The sequence below is a fragment of the Aliiroseovarius marinus genome (assembly GCF_050881025.1).
GTDB classification, from domain to species: Bacteria; Pseudomonadota; Alphaproteobacteria; order Rhodobacterales; family Rhodobacteraceae; genus Aliiroseovarius; species Aliiroseovarius marinus_A.
Genome location: NZ_JBNNXQ010000002.1, coordinates 426,005 through 443,132 on the forward strand (window position 1 = coordinate 426,005; position 17,128 = coordinate 443,132).

Annotated in this window: 19 protein-coding genes; 11 read left to right on the forward strand and 8 right to left on the reverse strand. The window is 58.9% G+C overall.

The genetic code is table 11. The annotated features are described in order from the left end of the window. Window positions 1-59: 59 nt before the first annotated feature. The 6 genes from ACRY08_RS07565 (at window position 60) to ACRY08_RS07590 (ending at window position 4,522) form a co-directional block, all read left to right on the forward strand. Complete coding sequence (locus tag ACRY08_RS07565) at window positions 60-674, forward strand: LysE family translocator (RefSeq protein WP_432449302.1); 615 nt, start codon at window positions 60-62, stop codon at window positions 672-674. A gap of 3 nt (window positions 675-677) precedes the next feature. Next, window positions 678-1,514, forward strand: coding sequence for a choline ABC transporter permease subunit (gene choW / locus ACRY08_RS07570; RefSeq protein WP_432449303.1), 837 nt, complete (start codon window positions 678-680; stop codon window positions 1,512-1,514). Beyond that, window positions 1,511-2,536, forward strand: a complete 1,026-nt coding sequence (choV, locus tag ACRY08_RS07575; protein ID WP_432449304.1) for a choline ABC transporter ATP-binding protein — start codon at window positions 1,511-1,513, stop codon at window positions 2,534-2,536. Before choW ends, choV begins: the two co-directional genes overlap by 4 nt. Window positions 2,537-2,623: 87 nt before the next feature. Next, window positions 2,624-3,382 carry a hydroxypyruvate isomerase family protein gene (locus ACRY08_RS07580; protein WP_432449305.1) on the forward strand — a complete coding sequence of 253 codons (759 nt, stop codon included), beginning with the start codon at window positions 2,624-2,626 and terminating at the stop codon, window positions 3,380-3,382. A 72-nt stretch (window positions 3,383-3,454) separates the two neighbouring features. Further along, window positions 3,455-3,820, forward strand: a complete 366-nt coding sequence (locus ACRY08_RS07585) for a VOC family protein (protein WP_432449306.1) — start codon at window positions 3,455-3,457, stop codon at window positions 3,818-3,820. A 3-nt stretch (window positions 3,821-3,823) separates the two neighbouring features. Beyond that, complete coding sequence (locus ACRY08_RS07590) at window positions 3,824-4,522, forward strand: helix-turn-helix transcriptional regulator (RefSeq protein ID WP_432449307.1); 699 nt, start codon at window positions 3,824-3,826, stop codon at window positions 4,520-4,522. Between the two features lie 3 nt (window positions 4,523-4,525). On the opposite strand, the gene polA is transcribed toward ACRY08_RS07590, so the two are convergent. The 4 genes from polA to ACRY08_RS07610 all read right to left on the reverse strand — a co-directional run bounded on the left by polA (window position 4,526) and on the right by ACRY08_RS07610 (window position 9,749). Beyond that, entirely contained in the window at window positions 4,526-7,318 is a 2,793-nt protein-coding gene (polA, locus tag ACRY08_RS07595) for a DNA polymerase I (protein ID WP_432449308.1), read from the reverse strand. An 87-nt stretch (window positions 7,319-7,405) separates the two neighbouring features. Next, window positions 7,406-7,588 carry a zinc-finger domain-containing protein gene (locus ACRY08_RS07600; RefSeq protein ID WP_432449309.1) on the reverse strand — a complete coding sequence of 61 codons (183 nt, stop codon included), beginning with the start codon at window positions 7,586-7,588 and terminating at the stop codon, window positions 7,406-7,408. Between the two features lie 152 nt (window positions 7,589-7,740). Continuing rightward, window positions 7,741-8,124, reverse strand: coding sequence for an HIT domain-containing protein (locus tag ACRY08_RS07605; protein WP_432449310.1), 384 nt, complete (start codon window positions 8,122-8,124; stop codon window positions 7,741-7,743). A 47-nt stretch (window positions 8,125-8,171) separates the two neighbouring features. After that, the gene (locus tag ACRY08_RS07610) at window positions 8,172-9,749 is read right to left on the reverse strand and encodes a DUF5928 domain-containing protein (RefSeq protein ID WP_432449311.1); all 1,578 of its coding nucleotides are present in this window, start codon (window positions 9,747-9,749) and stop codon (window positions 8,172-8,174) included. A gap of 151 nt (window positions 9,750-9,900) precedes the next feature. Here ACRY08_RS07610 and ACRY08_RS07615 point away from each other — a divergent pair, with 151 nt between their 5' ends. Together ACRY08_RS07615 and ACRY08_RS07620 are read left to right on the forward strand one after the other, a co-directional pair. Continuing rightward, complete coding sequence (locus ACRY08_RS07615) at window positions 9,901-10,719, forward strand: sulfotransferase family protein (protein ID WP_432449312.1); 819 nt, start codon at window positions 9,901-9,903, stop codon at window positions 10,717-10,719. 39 nt (window positions 10,720-10,758) lie between these two features. After that, the gene (locus ACRY08_RS07620) at window positions 10,759-11,175 is read left to right on the forward strand and encodes an OsmC family protein (RefSeq protein WP_432449313.1); all 417 of its coding nucleotides are present in this window, start codon (window positions 10,759-10,761) and stop codon (window positions 11,173-11,175) included. Window positions 11,176-11,682: 507 nt separating this feature from the next. Here ACRY08_RS07620 and ACRY08_RS07625 read toward each other — a convergent pair. Both ACRY08_RS07625 and nth read right to left on the reverse strand, forming a co-directional pair. Further along, entirely contained in the window at window positions 11,683-12,675 is a 993-nt protein-coding gene (locus ACRY08_RS07625; protein ID WP_432449314.1) for an adenosine kinase, read from the reverse strand. Continuing rightward, window positions 12,672-13,316, reverse strand: coding sequence for an endonuclease III (gene nth / locus ACRY08_RS07630; RefSeq protein WP_432449315.1), 645 nt, complete (start codon window positions 13,314-13,316; stop codon window positions 12,672-12,674). Before nth ends, ACRY08_RS07625 begins: the two co-directional genes overlap by 4 nt. Window positions 13,317-13,431: 115 nt before the next feature. On the opposite strand from nth, the gene ACRY08_RS07635 reads away from it, so the two are divergent. The 3 genes from ACRY08_RS07635 to ACRY08_RS07645 all read left to right on the forward strand — a co-directional run bounded on the left by ACRY08_RS07635 (window position 13,432) and on the right by ACRY08_RS07645 (window position 15,949). Beyond that, window positions 13,432-14,295 (forward strand): bifunctional helix-turn-helix domain-containing protein/methylated-DNA--[protein]-cysteine S-methyltransferase, encoded by an 864-nt coding sequence (locus tag ACRY08_RS07635; RefSeq protein ID WP_432449316.1) that lies wholly within the window; start codon window positions 13,432-13,434, stop codon window positions 14,293-14,295. Window positions 14,296-14,396: 101 nt separating this feature from the next. Further along, the gene (locus tag ACRY08_RS07640) at window positions 14,397-15,062 is read left to right on the forward strand and encodes an OmpA family protein (RefSeq protein ID WP_432449317.1); all 666 of its coding nucleotides are present in this window, start codon (window positions 14,397-14,399) and stop codon (window positions 15,060-15,062) included. A 131-nt stretch (window positions 15,063-15,193) separates the two neighbouring features. Then, entirely contained in the window at window positions 15,194-15,949 is a 756-nt protein-coding gene (locus tag ACRY08_RS07645) for a FadR/GntR family transcriptional regulator (RefSeq protein ID WP_432449616.1), read from the forward strand. Between the two features lie 72 nt (window positions 15,950-16,021). On the opposite strand, the gene ACRY08_RS07650 is transcribed toward ACRY08_RS07645, so the two are convergent. Further along, window positions 16,022-16,591, reverse strand: a complete 570-nt coding sequence (locus ACRY08_RS07650; RefSeq protein ID WP_432449318.1) for a F0F1 ATP synthase subunit B — start codon at window positions 16,589-16,591, stop codon at window positions 16,022-16,024. Next, window positions 16,588-17,127, reverse strand: a complete 540-nt coding sequence (locus tag ACRY08_RS07655; protein WP_432449319.1) for a F0F1 ATP synthase subunit B' — start codon at window positions 17,125-17,127, stop codon at window positions 16,588-16,590. The genes ACRY08_RS07650 and ACRY08_RS07655 overlap by 4 nt, the downstream gene beginning before the upstream one ends. Between the last annotated feature and the right edge of the window lies 1 nt (window position 17,128).

Genomic DNA, 17,128 nt, shown 5'->3' on the forward strand with positions numbered 1-17,128 from the left:
AAACGCGCCGGGCCCCGTGTCCCGGCGCGTTTCGTTTTACCTGATCAGATGACCCCGACATGACCCTTGCCACACTCGCCCTGTTCATACCGGCCTGCTTCGCGCTGAATATCGCGCCGGGGCCAAACAACGTGCTGGCCTTTTCCAGCGGCGCACGCCGCGGGTTCTTCGTGGGACTTGCCGGTGGCATGGGGCGGATGCTGCCTTTTGCCGCGATGATCGGGATTGTGGGCGTGGGGCTCGGCGCTGTTCTGGCGACCTCGGAGACCGCGTTCAACATGGTGAAATTTGCTGGCGCTGCCTATCTGATCTATGTCGGCTGGCGCATGTGGCGCTCGGCCCCGATGGCGGAAACCGGTGCCCCGCTGGACGAGCCCATCGCAACTTTGGTCCGCCGCGACTTCCTGATTGCCATTGGCAATCCGAAAGCCATCGCGATCTTCACCGCATTCTTCCCGCAATTCACCGACCTCGCCCAACCACTCGCCCCACAATATGCGGCGCTGGGCGGGCTGTTTCTGGGGCTCGAGTGTCTTGCAGTCGCTCTTTACGCCGGGTTCGGCGCGGGCTTTCAAAGCCTCCTGACACCGGCGCGCCTACATCGCCTCAACCGGGGCGTTGGCGGGTTCCTTATCTTTTCCGGCTTTGCGCTGGCTCTAAACGAAAGGCCGTGACACGTGAACTGGCTAACTGACACGAAAATCCCTGTTGGCAGAACCATATCAAATGGCTTTGACTGGCTGACAGACGCGTTCGGACCTTTCTTCGATTTCGTCGACGAGGTGCTCAGCGATGGAATTGATGGCTTCCTGTGGCTGTTGCAAGCCCCGCCTGCTTTGTTGATCGTGGCCCTGCTGGGCGCTTTGACCTATTACATTCAGCGCAGCTGGGGCCGTGTGGCCGTGGTGCTTGTGTGTTTTCTTTACGTGCTGAACCAAGGCTACTGGGAAGAAACCACCGAAAGCCTGACGCTGATCGTGTTCTCGGTCATCTTCTGCATGGGCGTTGGCGTGCCCATCGGCATCTATGCCGCCCACCGCCCGCGCTTTTTTCAGGCCATCCTGCCCGTTCTGGACATGATGCAGACCATCCCGACCTTTGTTTACCTGATCCCGATGATCGTGCTGTTTGGCATCGGCATGGTGCCGGGGTTGGTGGCGACCTTCATCTTCGTCATCCCGGCACCGATCCGTTTGACGCAGCTGGGTGTCAGTCAGGTGCCCAAGGCCCTGACCGAAGCCGGGCAAGCCTTCGGGGCGACACGCATGCAAACCCTGTGGAAGATCGAGCTGCCCTCGGCTTTTCCGCAGATCATGACCGGGTTGAACCAGACCATCATGTTGTCCCTGTCGATGGTGGTCATCGCCGCCCTTGTGGGGGCAGACGGGCTTGGCGTGCCGGTGGTGCGCGCGCTCAACACGGTGAACGCCTCGCTTGGATTTGAAAGCGGGCTGGTCATTGTGGCCGTCGCCATCGCCCTTGACCGAATGCTGCGCGTGGAGGCCCAATCATGACCGCTGTTGAATTTGACAACGTCTCGATCGTATTTGGCGAGAAACCCAAAACCGCCCTGCCTGCGATGGACGAGGGCAAAGACCGCTCGACCGTGAAAACCGAAACGGGTCAGGTGCTGGGCGTTCATGACTGCTCGCTTTCCGTGGCCGAGGGCGAGATTCTGGTGTTGATGGGGCTGTCAGGCTCGGGCAAATCCACGCTGTTGCGCGGGGTGAATGCGCTGAACCCTGTGGTGCGTGGCTGCGTGCGGGTGAATGACGGCGACGGCTTGGTCGATGTGACCAACGCCGATGCCGCCACCCTGCGCCGTATTCGCCAAAACCACGTGGCCATGGTGTTCCAGCAGTTTGGTCTTCTGCCATGGCGCACCGTGCGCGAGAATGTTGGCCTTGGGCTGGAGCTTGCCGGAATGGACAAGGCCGAACACAAGGCCCGCGTGGATGAACAGCTTGAACTGGTCAATCTAAGCGAATGGGCCAACCGCAAGGTGGGCGAGCTGTCGGGCGGCATGCAGCAACGTGTGGGTCTGGCCCGCGCCTTTGCCACCCAAGCCCCCATCCTGTTGATGGACGAACCGTTCTCGGCCCTGGACCCACTGATCCGCGCGCGTCTGCAGGACGAATTGATCGAACTGCAACAGCGCCTGAAACGCACCATCATCTTTGTCAGCCACGATCTGGACGAAGCGTTCAAACTTGGCGACAGAATTGCCATCATGGAAGGTGGGCGCATTGTGCAATGTGGCACTCCGCGTGACATCTTCACCAACCCGGTGAATGAATATGTGGCGGATTTCGTGGCACATATGAACCCGCTGGGTGTGCTGACCGCGCGCGATGTGATGTCACGCGGCGAGGCGACGACAGAGGTCTCTGTCGACATCCATGATCGTGTCGATGTGGTGATGAAGACCCTCGCAGGGCAGTCCGAAATTGCCGTCACGATCGACGGCAAACCGGCCGGGCGCATCACAGCCGATGACGTAATGACCCGGCTTTTGGACCCGCGCACAAGCGACTGATCCCTGAAAGGCCACGAAACGGAACAACAGAGATTGCCAAACCTCTGGGACTTGCCCATTGTCCTGCCCGGATAGACCGGAGAGACAATGCCCAGATTTGCCGCCAACCTGACTTTCCTGTTCAAGGAGTTGCCGTTTCTCGATCGTTTTCAGGCGGCTGCCGAAGCCGGGTTCGAGGCAGTCGAGGTGCTGTTTCCCTATGATGATGCCGCCAGCGAAATCACGCGACGGCTGACCCAGAACGGATTGCATATGGCGCTGATCAACACGCCTCCTCCAAACTGGGCCGGGGGCGAGCGTGGATTTGCCGCCCTGCCCGGCGGCGAAACCCGGTTTCGTCATGATTTCAAACGCGCTTTGCGCTTTGCGCAAGCCTTTCGCAGCACACATCTGCACATCATGGCCGGCAAAGCCCAAGGAAAGATTGCCCACCGCACCTATGTAGAAAACCTGAAATGGGCCGCCGCACAGGCGCCCAAGCAAAGCCTGACCATTGAACCGATCAACCCGGTGGATATGCCGGGCTATTTCCTGAACAGCTTTGATCTGGCAGCCGAGGTCATCGCAGAGGTTGGCGCGCGCAACCTGTCGCTTCAGTTTGACGCCTATCACGCCGAAAAAATCACCGGAGATCTGTTTGGCACCTGGGACAAATTCAAACGGATCACCCGCCACATTCAGGTGGGCGGCATTCCAGACCGAAACGAACCCTTGCGGGGCGATGTGAATTTTCCGGCCTGGTTTCGTCAGCTGGACCGCGAAGGTTATAAAGGGTGGGTCAGCGGGGAATACAATCCAACAGCCCAGACCGAAGCCGGGCTGATCTGGATGCGCGGCTATGACTGACAGGCTCCTGACACTATGCTGTCAGGAGGGGTGTGCGACAACGCCTCATCAACATTGATGAAAGGACACACCATGACACCTCCCGTAGTTTGCTGGGCCGAAATTCCGGTCACCGACATGGACAAGGCGATCACCTTCTATAACGCCGTTTTCAAATGGACGATGGAGGTCGACAACACCGGCCCCAATCCCATGGCCACGCTGGGTGGCGCGATGGACACGACCAGCGGGCACCTTTATCCGGGCAAACCATCCACCGATGGTAACGGCCCGACCGTGCATATCGTTGTGCCCGACAAGCTGGAAGATGCGGCCAAACGGTGCTCTGATGCTGGTGGCACCGTGCTGTGCGACCCCATCGACATTCCGCCCGGCCGCTTTGTCTATGCCATTGACCCGGACGGCAACTCCATCGGTCTGTTCGAGCCGAAAGCCTAAGCCATGCGCCGCGCCGACCGCCTGTTTCAGATCGTGCAACACCTTCGGGGTGGGCGGTTGGTCACGGCGCGCCAGTTGGCAGAAACACTCGAGGTCAGCGACCGCACGATCTATCGTGATGTCGCTGACCTTATCGGGTCCGGCGTACCCATCGAAGGCGAGGCGGGCGTGGGCTATGTGATGCGTGCGGGCTATGACATGCCACCGCTCATGTTCACCCGCGAAGAGATTATGGCGGTGATCGCGGGCACGCATCTTTTGGAGCGCATGGGCGGTGCGGCCATGGCGGCATCGGCCCGCGAGGCCTTGGAAAAAATCCGCGCCGTATTGCCCGAAGCGCTTCAGGCGCAAGCCGAACGGGTTGAGATTCACGCAGGCCCCAGCCTGATGCCATCAGAACGTGACCGGCATTTCATCGACCAGATTGAAGAGGCCATTGATGCGCGCATCCGTTTGGCCCTGACCTATGCCGATGAACAGGGTGCCAAATCCACCCGCAGCATTCGCCCCTTGGCGCTGTGGCTCTGGCGCAATGGCTGGTGCGTGGTCAGCTGGTGCGAGCTGCGCGAAGATTTCCGCATGTTCCGCATCGACCGGATTGAAGGCTTCACCACCGGTGAACGCTTTCGCGAAGAGCGCGACAAATCCCTGCCCGCGCTTTATGCACAGATGGCAGAATGCGGGATCGACCCGCGCAAATAGCGCTTAATGCGCCTCGGCCCAGTTCATGCCGATGCCCGCATCGACCACCAATGGCACATCGAGCTTGATCGCGGGTTCAGCGGCCCCTTCCATCACGTTGCGCACCACCTCGATCACCTCGTCAACGGCACCATCTTCCACCTCGAAGATCAGTTCGTCATGCACCTGAAGCAGCATCTTGGCGGGCAGTTTTGCAATAGCATCCGGCATGCGGATCATCGCCCGGCGGATGATGTCGGCGGCGGTGCCCTGAATGGGGGCGTTGATCGCGGCTCGTTTGGCGAAACCTGCCTGCGGGCCTTTCGCGCCGATCTCGGGCGTGTGGATGCGACGCCCAAACAGGGTCTCGACCCGCTTGTGTTCTTTGGCGAAGTCGATTGTGTCATCCATGTATTTCCGAATGCCGGGGAAGCGTTCGAAATAGCGGTCGATGAAGCCCTGCGCCTCGGCGCGGGGGATGCGCAGGTTGCGCGCCAGTCCAAAGCCCGAGATGCCATAGATCACGCCGAAATTGATCGCCTTGGCCTGACGGCGGATGTCTGGTGTCATTTCGTCCAGAGGCACGTCAAACATTTCCGAGGCGGTCATCGCGTGGATGTCCTGGCCATCGCGGAAGGCTTGTTTCAACGCGTCAATGCCCGCCACATGGGCCAGAATGCGCAGCTCGATCTGGCTGTAGTCCAGACTGATCAGCTTGGTGCCTTCGGGCGCGATAAAGGCCTCGCGGATGCGGCGGCCTTCGTCAGAACGCACCGGGATGTTTTGCAGGTTGGGGTCTTTCGACGCCATCCGGCCGGTATTGGCGCCTGACTGCAAATAGGATGTGTGAACGCGCCCCGTCTCCGGATGGATATGGTCCTGCAGCGCATCCGTATAGGTCGATTTCAGCTTTTGCAGCTGGCGGTAGTCCAACACACGGGCAGCAAAATCATGCTCTGCGGCAAGGTCTTCCAGAACATCCGCCGGGGTGGACCATTGGCCGGTCTTGGTTTTCTTGCCACCGGGCAGTTCCATCTCGCCAAAAAGGATTTCGCCCACCTGCGCGGGGCTTTGCACGTTGAATTCCCGGCCTGCAATCTCGTGCAGCTCGGCCTCGAAACCCGCCATTTTCTGCGCAAAAGCGTTGGACATGCGCGAGAGCACTTCGCGGTCCACCTTGATGCCCGTCATCTCCATCTTGGCCAGCACCGGCACAAGCGGACGTTCCAGCTTTTCATAGACCCGCGTGACGCGTTCAGAATGCAGGCGCGGCTTCAGGATCTGCCACAGGCGCAGGGTGATGTCGGCATCTTCGGCGGCATATTTCACCGCGTCCTCAATCGGCACCCGATCGAAGGTGATGGCGGATTTCCCGGTGCCCAGAAGCGATTTGATCGGGATCGGATTGTGGCCCAGATATTCCTCGGACAGCTTGTCCATGCCGTGGTTATGCAGCCCCGCCGCCTGCGCATAGGACATCAGCATCGTGTCGTCAATCGGCGCTACATTCACGCCATAACGCGCCAAAATCTTGGCGTCATACTTCATGTTCTGACCGATTTTCAGGATCGAGGGATCTTCGAGCATCGGTTTCAGCGTGGCAAGCACCTGATCCAGAGGCAGCTGCCCGGGGGCCAGGTCAGAGCCGCCAAAAAGGTCATCGGCCTGACTGCTTTTATGGGCAAGCGGGATGTAGCAGGCCTCGCCCGGCTCAACCGCCAGCGAAATCCCGACAAGATCGGCGCGCATCTCGTCAAGGCCCGTGGTTTCCGTATCAAAAGCCACATAGCCGCGCGCATAGATGCGCGCGATCCAGTCGTTCAGCGCATCTGCGTCTTTCACCCACTCGTATTTCTCGGGATCAATGGCCGGCATTTCGATGGTTTGGGGGGCAGAGGCAGCATCCGGCTGTGCGATCTCGGGCGCCTCCATGCCCAGCTTCCCGGCGACACGGTTGGTGAGCGTGCGAAACTCCATCGCGGCCAGAAAATCCAGAAGCGTTTCCGGTTCGGGGTCGCGCAGTTCCATATCCTCGAAGGCTTCATCCATATCCATCTGGTCATCAAGCTTGACCAGCTCGCGACTGGTGCGAATCTGGTCGGCTTTTTCGATCAGTGTCTGGCGGCGTTTGGGCTGCTTGATCTCGTCTGCGCGCGCCAAAAGCGTGTCGAGGTCACCGTATTCGTTGATCAAAAGCGCGGCAGTCTTGATGCCAATGCCGGGCGCGCCGGGCACGTTGTCCACACTGTCGCCCGCCAGCGCCTGCACGTCGACAACCCGGTCGGGCCCGACACCAAATTTCTCTTCAACACCCTCCACCCCGATGCGCTTGTTCTTCATCGGATCGAGCATCTCGACCCCACCGCCCACAAGCTGCATCAGGTCCTTGTCAGACGACAGGATGGTAACGCGGGCGCCGGCCTCGTTGGCGCGGCGGGCAAGGGTGGCGATGATATCGTCAGCCTCAAAACCCTCTTTCTCGATGCAGGCGATGTTGAAGGCGCGGGTAGCGTCGCGGGTCAGGGGAAACTGCGGCTTCAGGTCCTCGGGCGCCGGTGGGCGATTGGCCTTGTAGTCGGGGTAGATGTCATTGCGAAAGCTCTTGCCGGAATGATCAAAGATCACGGCCACATGGGTGGGTGCGTCCGGGCCGGTATTGTCTTCGACAAACTTGAACAGCATGTTGCAAAACCCGGCCACCGCGCCAATGGGCAACCCGTCGGATTTTCGCGTCAGGGGGGGCAGCGCGTGATAGGCGCGAAAGATGAAGGCCGATCCGTCGACCAAATGCAGATGACACCCTTTACCGAAGCTCATCGGCCCCTCCCCTTGTCACACATCCAAAGATGCAAAAGGCCGCAAGGCGAATTGCCCGCGGCCCTGTTTTCTTGTGGTCAGCGGCGCTCAGGCGGCTTTATCCGCATGATCCTTTTGAACGAATTTGCAATCGCAATAGGGGCATTCCACCCAGCCGTGTTCATTGGGGATCTGCAAATAGACACGCGGATGGCCAAGCGCACCTTCGCCGCCATCACAGGCCACCTTGTAGCTGTCCACGATCTTGGTTTCGGGCGGAGTCTGGGTCATTTGGGACACCTCTGTCATTCGTCTTACGCCATGATAGCAAGGCCACCGGCTGCTGCAAGCGCGAATGGCGGCGATCTGCGCCAATTCGCGCCGGGATCACCCCCGGCAGCGCATCATGGGCCGCAGCAGAGGCGCTATCCGGCCAAAATCCCTTAGTCTGCGCGCTGCAGCATCCGACCCAGCGGGCGGCCTGCCAGAATATGGACGTGCAGATGGGGCACTTCCTGAACGCCATCATTGCCCGAGTTCGCAATGGCACGATAGCCCGCGCCCTCATGGCCCGGCGCCACCCCGAGCAAGGCGCAAACCTTGCCAATGGCACGGGTATAGCCAATGATTTCTGCATCAGTGGCTTCATTCGCGAAGTGATCATAGGTCACATAGGGGCCTTTGGGGATGACCAGAACATGAGCGGGCGCCTGAGGCTGAATATCGCGAAAAGCGAGCGCAAAATCATCTTCATAGACGGTGTCATTCGGAATCTCGCCGCGCAGAATTTTCGCAAAGATGTTTTCGTGATCGTAACTATAGCCCATGGTTTTCCTCTTGTTCCCCGGCTGTCGCGCCGCAGTTTGTCTGGCGGTCAATCGCTGTACAGATGCTCCATACCGGCAATCTCTGCCGCCCGTTCTTCGCTGATCGACAGGAATCGCGCCAGAGGGGCTGCGTTTTCTTCCGCACTGTCGACCTCGCAAATCCGGGAATAGTCGTCAAACCCCGCATCGCGCAACCGATCGCTTTCCAACGCCACATCAGACCGGATCGTGGGCAACAAACGGTCAATCGATTCTTGCGGGGTGTTTTCGCCCGCAAGCCCAACACGCTTGGCATGACCCAACAGGTAATCATCAGAAAACGAACTGTCGATTTCCAGAATGCGCGTCTTTGACCGATCGGCCACGAAATCCTGCATAAGGTCCACGCGGCTTGGGTCCATACAGATCACCAAACGGTTCGTTTCGTAATACTCAAACAGCATGCGCATCAGCGCGCGGCGGTGCCGCGCCCGCTTGCCAAGTTTTGACTGAATCCCCCCCAGATCGGGCATCGGGCAGCTTTCTTCGTCAAAAAGATATTCGATCACCGGCACGTTGGTTTCCTGCTGAATGCGGTAAATCAGCCGTTTGGCCACATGCCATTTCTTCGCCACCACGATCATCAGCTCGCGTTCACGCCCCAAGGTGCTTTCCGCCTCCCAGAACCGCGGCGCAAACCGATGGCCGACCCGCCCTTTCGAGGTCAGGAACTTGAACAGGCTGCGCCCTTCGTTGGAAATCTGAAAATCGAACCCTTCAGTCGCATAAAGATCCCCCAACCGGCGTTTCAGAACCTTCGCTTCGGGGCTGATCTTGCGCGCGAACAGGAAATCCTGACTGAGCAGAAGATCGTAGTGATCATTATAGAAGGTCACCGGCATCCCATAGTCGGTGAACATCAGAAATGTCAGCGTGCGGGTGCTGATTTCATTTTCCGGCACAAGGTGGCGCACGAGGGTCTGGAAGAAGGTCTCGTCGGGAATCCATGTGGTCCGGAAAAACCGCATGACGTCCTTGCGGGTGCGCACGAAGTCCAAAATCCACTCGATTGTGCGACGTCTGAGGCACCACCACTGGCTGCCGATCATCACCTGCAAATCCTTGGGCACCTCGCGCGTCAGCCCCAGCCTACGCTGCAGATTGAAGCTGGTATAAAAGCGCCATTTTTGCGTGCGTTCATTGAAGAAGTGGCGATAGATCAACCGCTCTTCCTTCATGCCGGTCTTGATCCAGTCACTGTCGAAGTAATCAAAGCTCTCGACATAATCGACATCGTTGGCATCAAGAAAATCATGTGCGTATTCAGCCGATTTGATCGCCATGCAATCACCCGACACCATGTAAAAATGGGTGGCGCGTGGAAAGGCATCAACGGCGGCCTCGACCGCGTTCAGCGTGGCCTGCACCAACGACCATTCCCCCCAACCACATTTGATCCGCTTGCGCGCAAATGTGACATTGGGATTGTCGGCCAAAGCCTCGCGAATGCGTTGATAATGTTCGGGCTTGGCGCGTGCATCAAAGTGAATCGCCATACAATCGCCGACCGCTGTCAGGCGCGTGGCCTGAGCGATAATCGCATCCGGATCCTTGTGACACAGCAGTATGAAGGCAATTTTAGCCATGATTTAGCAACGAAACCTCATTTACACCCGGATTGTTGCCATAGATAACGTAACCAACCATTGAAAAAACAGAGTTTCTTTGCTTTTTTCTGCTCAACTTGCGGGTAATATCGCATTCGGCCCTTTATGGGCCTCAAGGAGGCAAGAGTATATGGGTTTTCCCGGCACCTGGATGACGGAAAGTGAAAGTGTTGTATATCGGGTGGTCCCGAAATGCGCCTGTTCGACCATCGGTCAGATCATGTTTTATTCCGATCACGGCGAATTTTTCGACGGTGACATTCACGACAGCAAGGATCGGCTGCACAAGTGGTCACAGGATCAATCGCAGGATCTGATCAGCACAAATGTGCAAAACCACAACAGCTACGCCTTCACCTGCGTGCGCAACCCCTATACCCGCATCCTGTCCAGTTTCTTTGACAAAATCTGCGGCATTCAGCGCAACGGGCGGCGCTATCGCGGCAACCTTGTGCCCCTGTTGATCCAGAAATACGGGATCGAAGTGGGCGACCCGGACAACGGGTTCGAATTTGATCAGGTGCAAAGCTTTCGCCGCTTTCTTTTGTTTGCCCGCGACACCATCCGCTGGCGCAAACCGATGGATCCCGACATTCACTGGTCAGCCATGTCCGGCCACGTCTCGACTTTCATCGTGAACGGTGGTCGCTATGACAACATCTTCTGGACCGAGAAGTTCAACGAGGGCATGCAGTCCGTGCTGGACGCGATCGAAACCCCGCATCAGGTGAATCTGGACGAGATTCCCCGCTTCAACGAAAGCGAAGGTCACGGTCCCAAACGCGCCCATCCGGTCGAAGACTATTTCGACGACCTGTCGATGCACTTGGTCTATGAGATCTTCAAGCGTGATTTTGACCTGTTCAAATATGACTTCGAAAATCCCGGCAACAAGATGCCAATCGGCGAGATTGACCTGGACGAAGTTCACGCAAAACTGGGCGAATAACCCCCTGCGATCCGCCCAGCCATCCATAAGGACAGACCCATGAAAGCACGTGTGAAATGGGCCGAGGCCCGCACCTTTGTCGGCACTTCTGGCACCGGCCACAACATCGTTTTGGGCACCGGCCATGATGGCGCCGGCACGCCCGGCCCCAGCCCGATGGAGCTGCTCTTGATCGGCACGGCGGGCTGTTCAGCCTATGACGTGGTATCGATCCTTGAGAAAGGCCGGCAGCAGATTGAGGATGTCGAGGTAGAGGTCGACGCCGAACGTGCTGAAACCGATCCAAAAGTGTTCACCAAAATCCACCTACACTTCATCGTGAGGGGACGCGGGATCAGCGACACCAAGGTCGAACGCGCAATCTCACTATCGGTGGATAAATACTGTTCCGCCTCGGCGATGATGGCGGCCACGGCCGCCGTCACGCATGATTTCGAAGTCGTGGACACCGAATAGGTTCCAGTCTTACTCAAATGAGAATGCCCGGGTCGAAGGATCTGGGCGTCCTTGCCGTTGTCATTAAGACCAGTCAGATCAGATCACCGCGAAAAGCACCAACAAGTTACGATTGTAGCGACGCATTCCCTATTGGGAGACCACCGCCCAGAATACGAGCGACATCCACAACGCCGACGCTATGACGACGAAGGGCAACCAAGAAAATGCTCTCTCGCCACGACTTTTCCGGCGAAGGTAGTTCGGCCACCCGATCGCGCAGCAAATCGTGGGACCTGATAACATCGCGATAAGGAGCGCCGCCTTGGCGACATTGTTAGGGAAGTTCGGGCGGGAACCAATCGTACCAGATGGAGGCCAGAGGAGATCCGCTAGCATCAAAAACAGCAAGAAAATACTGATCGCCAACATTAGTGTTGCAACGCGGTCCAAGAATATCTGACCTTGTGACTTGTTCCCTGACAATTGTCTCTCCTCATTTAGAATTGCCGCATATCCCGCGGCGGGTCAGATCAACTCCTTTTCGCGAAACAATGCTAGCAGGTTGCGGTCCGCACGCGGGCCCATGTGGCGGATGACTTCTCCCGCCACGGTGCAGCCCATTTCACCGCAGGTTTTCAAATCCGACCCGGTGGCCAACCCATAAAGGAAGCCCGCAGCGAACCCGTCGCCCGCCCCTGTCGCATCCACCGGCGTGATGCGTTCGACGGGCACGTCGATGCGGTCCCCACCTGAGAGGATCGACACGCCGTCGCCGGACCGGGTGCAGGCCACCAGGGGACAGATCGCGGCGGTTTTCGCCATCGCCTCGTCCAGATCATCGGTTTGAAACAGCGCCTTCAACTCGTCTTCATTGCCGATCACATAGTCCAGCTCATGCTCGATCAGCATCAGAAAGTCTGTGCGGTGGCGTTCAACGCAAAAAGGGTCCGAGATGGCAATCCCGGCCTTGCCGCCCGCGGCTCGGCAGGCGCGGGCCATGGCGATGAACGCCTCTTTGCCTTTGTCCTTGTCAAACAGATAACCTTCCAGAAAGACGATCTCGGCGTCGGCGGCAACCTGCGGGTCCACGTCCTGCGGCCCAAGCTCGGCCGAGATGCCCAGATAGGTGTTCATCGAGCGTTCGCCATCGGGTGACACGAAGATCATCGAGCGCGAGGTCGGCAGCTCCCCCCCCGGCACCGGAGGGTTCACGAACCGGGTGCCATCCATCTCCATCGCCTCGGCATAGAAATGCCCCAGCGCATCGTCATGCACGCGGCCCACGAAGCCGGTGGTCAGGCCCAGATTGCCGATGCCCGCCAGCGTGTTGGCAACCGACCCGCCCGCCGCCTGTTTGCGGCTTTCCATGGCGCCATACAGCACCTCGGCCCGGTCCTTTTCGACCAGTTGCATGATGCCTTTCTCGATGCCCATCAGCTCCAGAAAGCTGTCATCCGCCGTGGTGATCACATCCACGACCGCGTTGCCGATGCCGACAACCTTAAACGTCTTCGTCATAGGTTCTTTTCCTCATAGGGACAGAGGTCCCGGATGATGCAATTGCCGCAGATGGGTTTGCGCGCCTTGCAGGTGTAGCGCCCATGCAGGATCAGCCAGTGATGGGCGTGATGCTGAAAATCGGCGGGAATATTGTCTTCGATGGCGCGTTCGACCGCATCCACGTTCTTGCCCGGCGCAATGCCGGTGCGATTGCCAACGCGGAAGATATGCGTGTCCACGGCCTGCGCAGGTACGCCCCACCACATGTTCAAAACCACGTTGGCGGTCTTGCGCCCGACACCGGGCAGCGACTGCAGGGCGGCGCGAGAATTCGGCACCTCGCCCCCGTAGTCATCCACCAGAATTTGGCTCAGCTTCATCACATTCTTGGCCTTCTGGCGGAATAGCCCAATGGTCTTGATGTGTTCGGTCAGCCCCTCGAGCCCAAGGTCCAGCATCTTCTGCGGCGTGTCAGCCACCTGAAACAGCGCGCGCGTGGCCTTGTTCACGCCCGCATCCGTGGCCTGTGCCGACAGGGCCACGGCCACCACCAGCGTGTAAACATTCACATGCTCCAGCTCGCCCTTGGGCTCCGCCTCTTGCGCCTTGAAGCGCTCAAAGATCGCGCGGATCTCATGATATCCGAGTTGTTTGGCCATGCGTTCCATCCGTTTGTCGCAGATCGTCTTACGCGACAGGAACACAATGCGCAATTTCCGGGTCGCCTGCGCGCGCAATTCGCGGCACTGTGATCAGACAACACATGAGGCCCCCATGACCCCCACCGAAGACAGCTATCATTACAACGTGATCCGCCGCGCGATCGAGGAAATCGACGCGGCCGGCGGCGACCCCTTGTCGCTCGAGGCGCTCGCCACGAAGATGGACATGTCGCCCGCGCATTTTCAGCGGGTCTTTTCGCGTTGGGTCGGCGTGTCGCCCAAACGCTATCAACAGTTTCTGACGCTGGGCCACGCGAAAGCCCTGCTGGCCGAGCGGTTCTCGACGCTGGACACGGCGCAATCGGTGGGCTTGTCAGGGCAAGGCCGTCTTCATGACCTGTTTCTGCGCTGGGAGGCGATGAGTCCCGGCGAATATGCCAAGAAGGGCGCAGGCTTGACGATCTATTGGGGGTGGTTCGACAGCCCGTTTGGCGCCTCGCTTGTGATGGGGACCGAACGTGGCATTTGTGGTATCGGGTTCGCCGATGAAACCGGCGCCGAGGAAACCTTTGAGGATCTGACCTCGCGCTGGCCCAACGCCACTTTCGTGGAAGACCCGATGTTTCTGCGACCTTGGGTTCTGGCGGCCTATGACACGGACCTGGGCAAGGATGGCAAAACCCCGCTGCACCTGATCGGATCGCCCCTGCAGATCAAAGTGTGGGAGGCACTTCTGTCGATCCCGTCGGGCCATGTGACCACCTATGGCCAAATCGCTGAAAAGATCGGCCAGCCCCGTGCGGTGCGCGCCGTGGGCACAGCCGTTGGGCGCAACCCGGTCAGCTGGCTTATACCCTGCCACCGTGCGTTGCGGAAATCTGGCGCATTGGGGGGGTATCACTGGGGGTTGCCGGTCAAACGCGCATTGCTCGCGTGGGAAAGTGCCGAATTGGAACAGAAGCTTGGTTCTGGGTAAGCCGTTGGAAACTGGCGGAACTTTGCCATAACACAGGCTTGTTATTCGATATCAGCCCGGAATTGGGTATGACGACCTCAACAAATCAAGAGGACGGCAGAATGCACCCAAGACATATGATTCTTTCCTTCGGCCTGATCGCCGGACTGGCCACATCCGCATGTACCACACCGATGCAAAGCCCCACGTCAAACATGGGTCCGCGCACCCAGAACGGCGCCGCGATTGGCGCAATTGCAGGTGGGCTTTTGGGCGCGACCCGCAAGGGTGACGGCAAGCTGGGCAAAGCCGCTGTTGGCGCGGTGATTGGCGGCGTGTTGGGCGGGGCCATCGGGCATCAGCTTGATAAACAGGCCGGAGATCTGCGCCAGTCCATTGGCAACGATCAGGTGAAGGTCGTGAACACCGGCAACGAGCTGGTTGTGACCATGCCGCAGGACATCCTGTTTGCCACGGACAGCGCCGAGCTGGGCGGTGCGCTGCGCGCGGATCTTGTCGCGGTGGCCCGCAACCTTCAGGCCTATCCCAACTCCACCGTCGAGGTGGCCGGGCACACGGACAACGTCGGCGCTGCGAATTATAACCTTGATCTGTCGCGCCGCCGCGCTGCCTCCGTTGCATCGGTCCTGACAGCCAATGGCGTGCCCGGCTGGCGGGTTCAGACCATAGGCTATGGCGAAGATCGTCCGGTGGCCTCCAATCTGGACACCTATGGGCGCCAACAAAACCGTCGGGTCGAGATTATCATCCGTCCGACCCAAAGCTGACAAGATAAGACCCGGCGCAGTCGCGCCACCCTACTCCAACGGGTCGAAAAGCCGGGCGACAAGCCCGGCTTTTTTCGTTTGTCCCAAAGGTCTGAATGTGGTCATATATTCTGACCAATTCAGAGGTTGCCATGCCATTTCAAAAAATCACCGCAGGGAAGTTGTCGAAATCCGTGGTCGAACAGATCGAACTTTTGATCCTGCGCGGCGTGTTGCGACCGGGTGAAAGACTGCCTTCCGAGCGTGACCTGTCAGAACGCATGGGCGTGTCGCGCCCATCGCTGCGCGATGCCATTGCCGAGCTGGAAGAAAAAGGGCTGCTGTCACGACGCGCTGGGGCCGGGATTTTCATTTCGGACAGTTTGGACAGCTCTTTTCCACCGGCCCTGACCAACCTTTTCTCGCGCCATGATGAAGCGGTCTATGACTATATTGCGTTCCGGCGCGATATGGAGGGCTTGGCCGCAGAGCGCGCCGCGAAATTCGGGTCGGACACGGATCTGGCCGTGATCAACGAGCTGTTTCACAAGATGGAAGCGGCGCCAGAGGGACAAGGGGCCGATCTGGATAGTGATTTCCACATGGCCATCATCGAAGCCAGCCACAATGTGCTGATGGTCCACATGATGCGCGCCATGTATGACCTTCTGAAGCAAGGCGTGCTTTATAGCCGACAGGTGGTGATCCAGATCACAAACACGCGCATGGACCTGTTGGAACAACACCGCGCCATCAACGACGCCCTACAGGCCCGCGACCCGGCCGCGGCCCGCACCGCGATCGAGGCGCATATGGATTTCGTCACGCAAGCCTATGGGGATCTGCGCCGGTCAGAGCGCAACGAAGAAGTGGCCCGTCAAAGGCTGGACTACGAAATCAATCGCTGACAAGACATCGCATTACAAAACGAGAAAGCCCGGCCATTGGCCGGGCTTTTGATCTTTGGATGTCGAACAAGCTTAGTGCAGCTTGGCTTCCACGTCCTTGATGGCTTCGTCGATCAGCTTGTTGCCGTCGGTTGCGGTCATCTGCTTGGCGATCAGGTCGCGGGCAGCGCCCACGGCGACCTGAACGGCGCTGTCACGGACTTCCTTGACCGCGGCGGCTTCGGCCGATGCGATCTGGTCTTCAGCCGCGGCCAGACGGCGCGCGATCGAGACCTTCAGGTCTTCCTTGGCCTGAGCGGCTGCGTTGGCGGCCTCTTCCTTGGCATGGGCGACGATGCGCTCTGCCTGCTCGGCGACTTCCTTCTGCTTACGCTCGTAAGACGCCAGAATGGTCTGGGCTTCTTCGCGCAGCTGACGGGCTTCGTCGAGCTCGGATTTGATGCCATCGGCGCGCTTGTCCAGCTGGTCGCCCAGCATCTTGTGCACGCCCATGTAACCCAGGAAGGTCACAAACAGCAGGAAGGCCAGCGTGACAACCATGTTGGTGTTCGCCAGATCGGTCCAGCCTGCGTCACCTGCTGCGAAAGCAGGGGTGGCAGCCAGAACCAGCGGGAGAAGTGCAATCTTTTTCATTGTCTTCACCCTTTCATCCGCGCGGTCACGGCAGCTGTCACCGATTTGGCGTCAGCCTTGTAGCCCATCGAGCCCAGGATTTCCTTGGCAGCGTCTTTCGACACGGCCTTGATGCTGTCGACAGCGCCGGCGCGGATCTCGGCGATCGCGGCTTCGCTTTCGGCGGCCTTTGCGGAAATCTCTGCATCTGCCTTGGCGGCAGCGGCATCGACATCGGCCTGAATTTCGGCACGCGCTTCAGCGACAATCTTGTTCGCTTCTGCACGGGCGTCGGCCAGAGCCTTGTTGTAAGCTTCTTCAGCCTCGACGGCCTTCTGCTTGAGCTCTTCGGCAGCGGTCAGATCGTTGGTGATCGTGCCCTGACGTTCTGACAGCACGGCCTCGATACGGGGCAGTGCGATCTTGGTCAGGACGAAGTAGATCACGACCAGCGTCACCACGAGCCAGAAGATCTGGTTCCCGAAGGTCGAGAAGTCCAGTTGCGGCATGCCAGCGGCTTCTGCGCCACCGTGTGCTGCTTCTGTGCTATGTGTGTTACTTGCCATG

Bases quoted from the DNA above. Each gene is read 5' to 3' on its own strand.
- ACRY08_RS07565 (WP_432449302.1), top strand. From the start codon at position 60: ATGACCCTTGCCACACTCGCCCTGTTCATACCGGCCTGCTTCGCGCTG.
- choV (WP_432449304.1), top strand. From the start codon at position 1,511: ATGACCGCTGTTGAATTTGACAACGTCTCGATCGTATTTGGCGAGAAA.
- ACRY08_RS07580 (WP_432449305.1), top strand. From the start codon at position 2,624: ATGCCCAGATTTGCCGCCAACCTGACTTTCCTGTTCAAGGAGTTGCCG.
- ACRY08_RS07585 (WP_432449306.1), top strand. From the start codon at position 3,455: ATGACACCTCCCGTAGTTTGCTGGGCCGAAATTCCGGTCACCGACATG.
- ACRY08_RS07590 (WP_432449307.1), top strand. From the start codon at position 3,824: ATGCGCCGCGCCGACCGCCTGTTTCAGATCGTGCAACACCTTCGGGGT.
- polA (WP_432449308.1), bottom strand. From the start codon at position 7,318: ATGAGCTTCGGTAAAGGGTGTCATCTGCATTTGGTCGACGGATCGGCC.
- ACRY08_RS07600 (WP_432449309.1), bottom strand. From the start codon at position 7,588: ATGACCCAGACTCCGCCCGAAACCAAGATCGTGGACAGCTACAAGGTG.
- ACRY08_RS07605 (WP_432449310.1), bottom strand. From the start codon at position 8,124: ATGGGCTATAGTTACGATCACGAAAACATCTTTGCGAAAATTCTGCGC.
- ACRY08_RS07610 (WP_432449311.1), bottom strand. From the start codon at position 9,749: ATGGCTAAAATTGCCTTCATACTGCTGTGTCACAAGGATCCGGATGCG.
- ACRY08_RS07615 (WP_432449312.1), top strand. From the start codon at position 9,901: ATGGGTTTTCCCGGCACCTGGATGACGGAAAGTGAAAGTGTTGTATAT.
- ACRY08_RS07620 (WP_432449313.1), top strand. From the start codon at position 10,759: ATGAAAGCACGTGTGAAATGGGCCGAGGCCCGCACCTTTGTCGGCACT.
- ACRY08_RS07625 (WP_432449314.1), bottom strand. From the start codon at position 12,675: ATGACGAAGACGTTTAAGGTTGTCGGCATCGGCAACGCGGTCGTGGAT.
- nth (WP_432449315.1), bottom strand. From the start codon at position 13,316: ATGGCCAAACAACTCGGATATCATGAGATCCGCGCGATCTTTGAGCGC.
- ACRY08_RS07635 (WP_432449316.1), top strand. From the start codon at position 13,432: ATGACCCCCACCGAAGACAGCTATCATTACAACGTGATCCGCCGCGCG.
- ACRY08_RS07640 (WP_432449317.1), top strand. From the start codon at position 14,397: ATGCACCCAAGACATATGATTCTTTCCTTCGGCCTGATCGCCGGACTG.
- ACRY08_RS07645 (WP_432449616.1), top strand. From the start codon at position 15,194: ATGCCATTTCAAAAAATCACCGCAGGGAAGTTGTCGAAATCCGTGGTC.
- ACRY08_RS07655 (WP_432449319.1), bottom strand. From the start codon at position 17,127: ATGGCAAGTAACACACATAGCACAGAAGCAGCACACGGTGGCGCAGAA.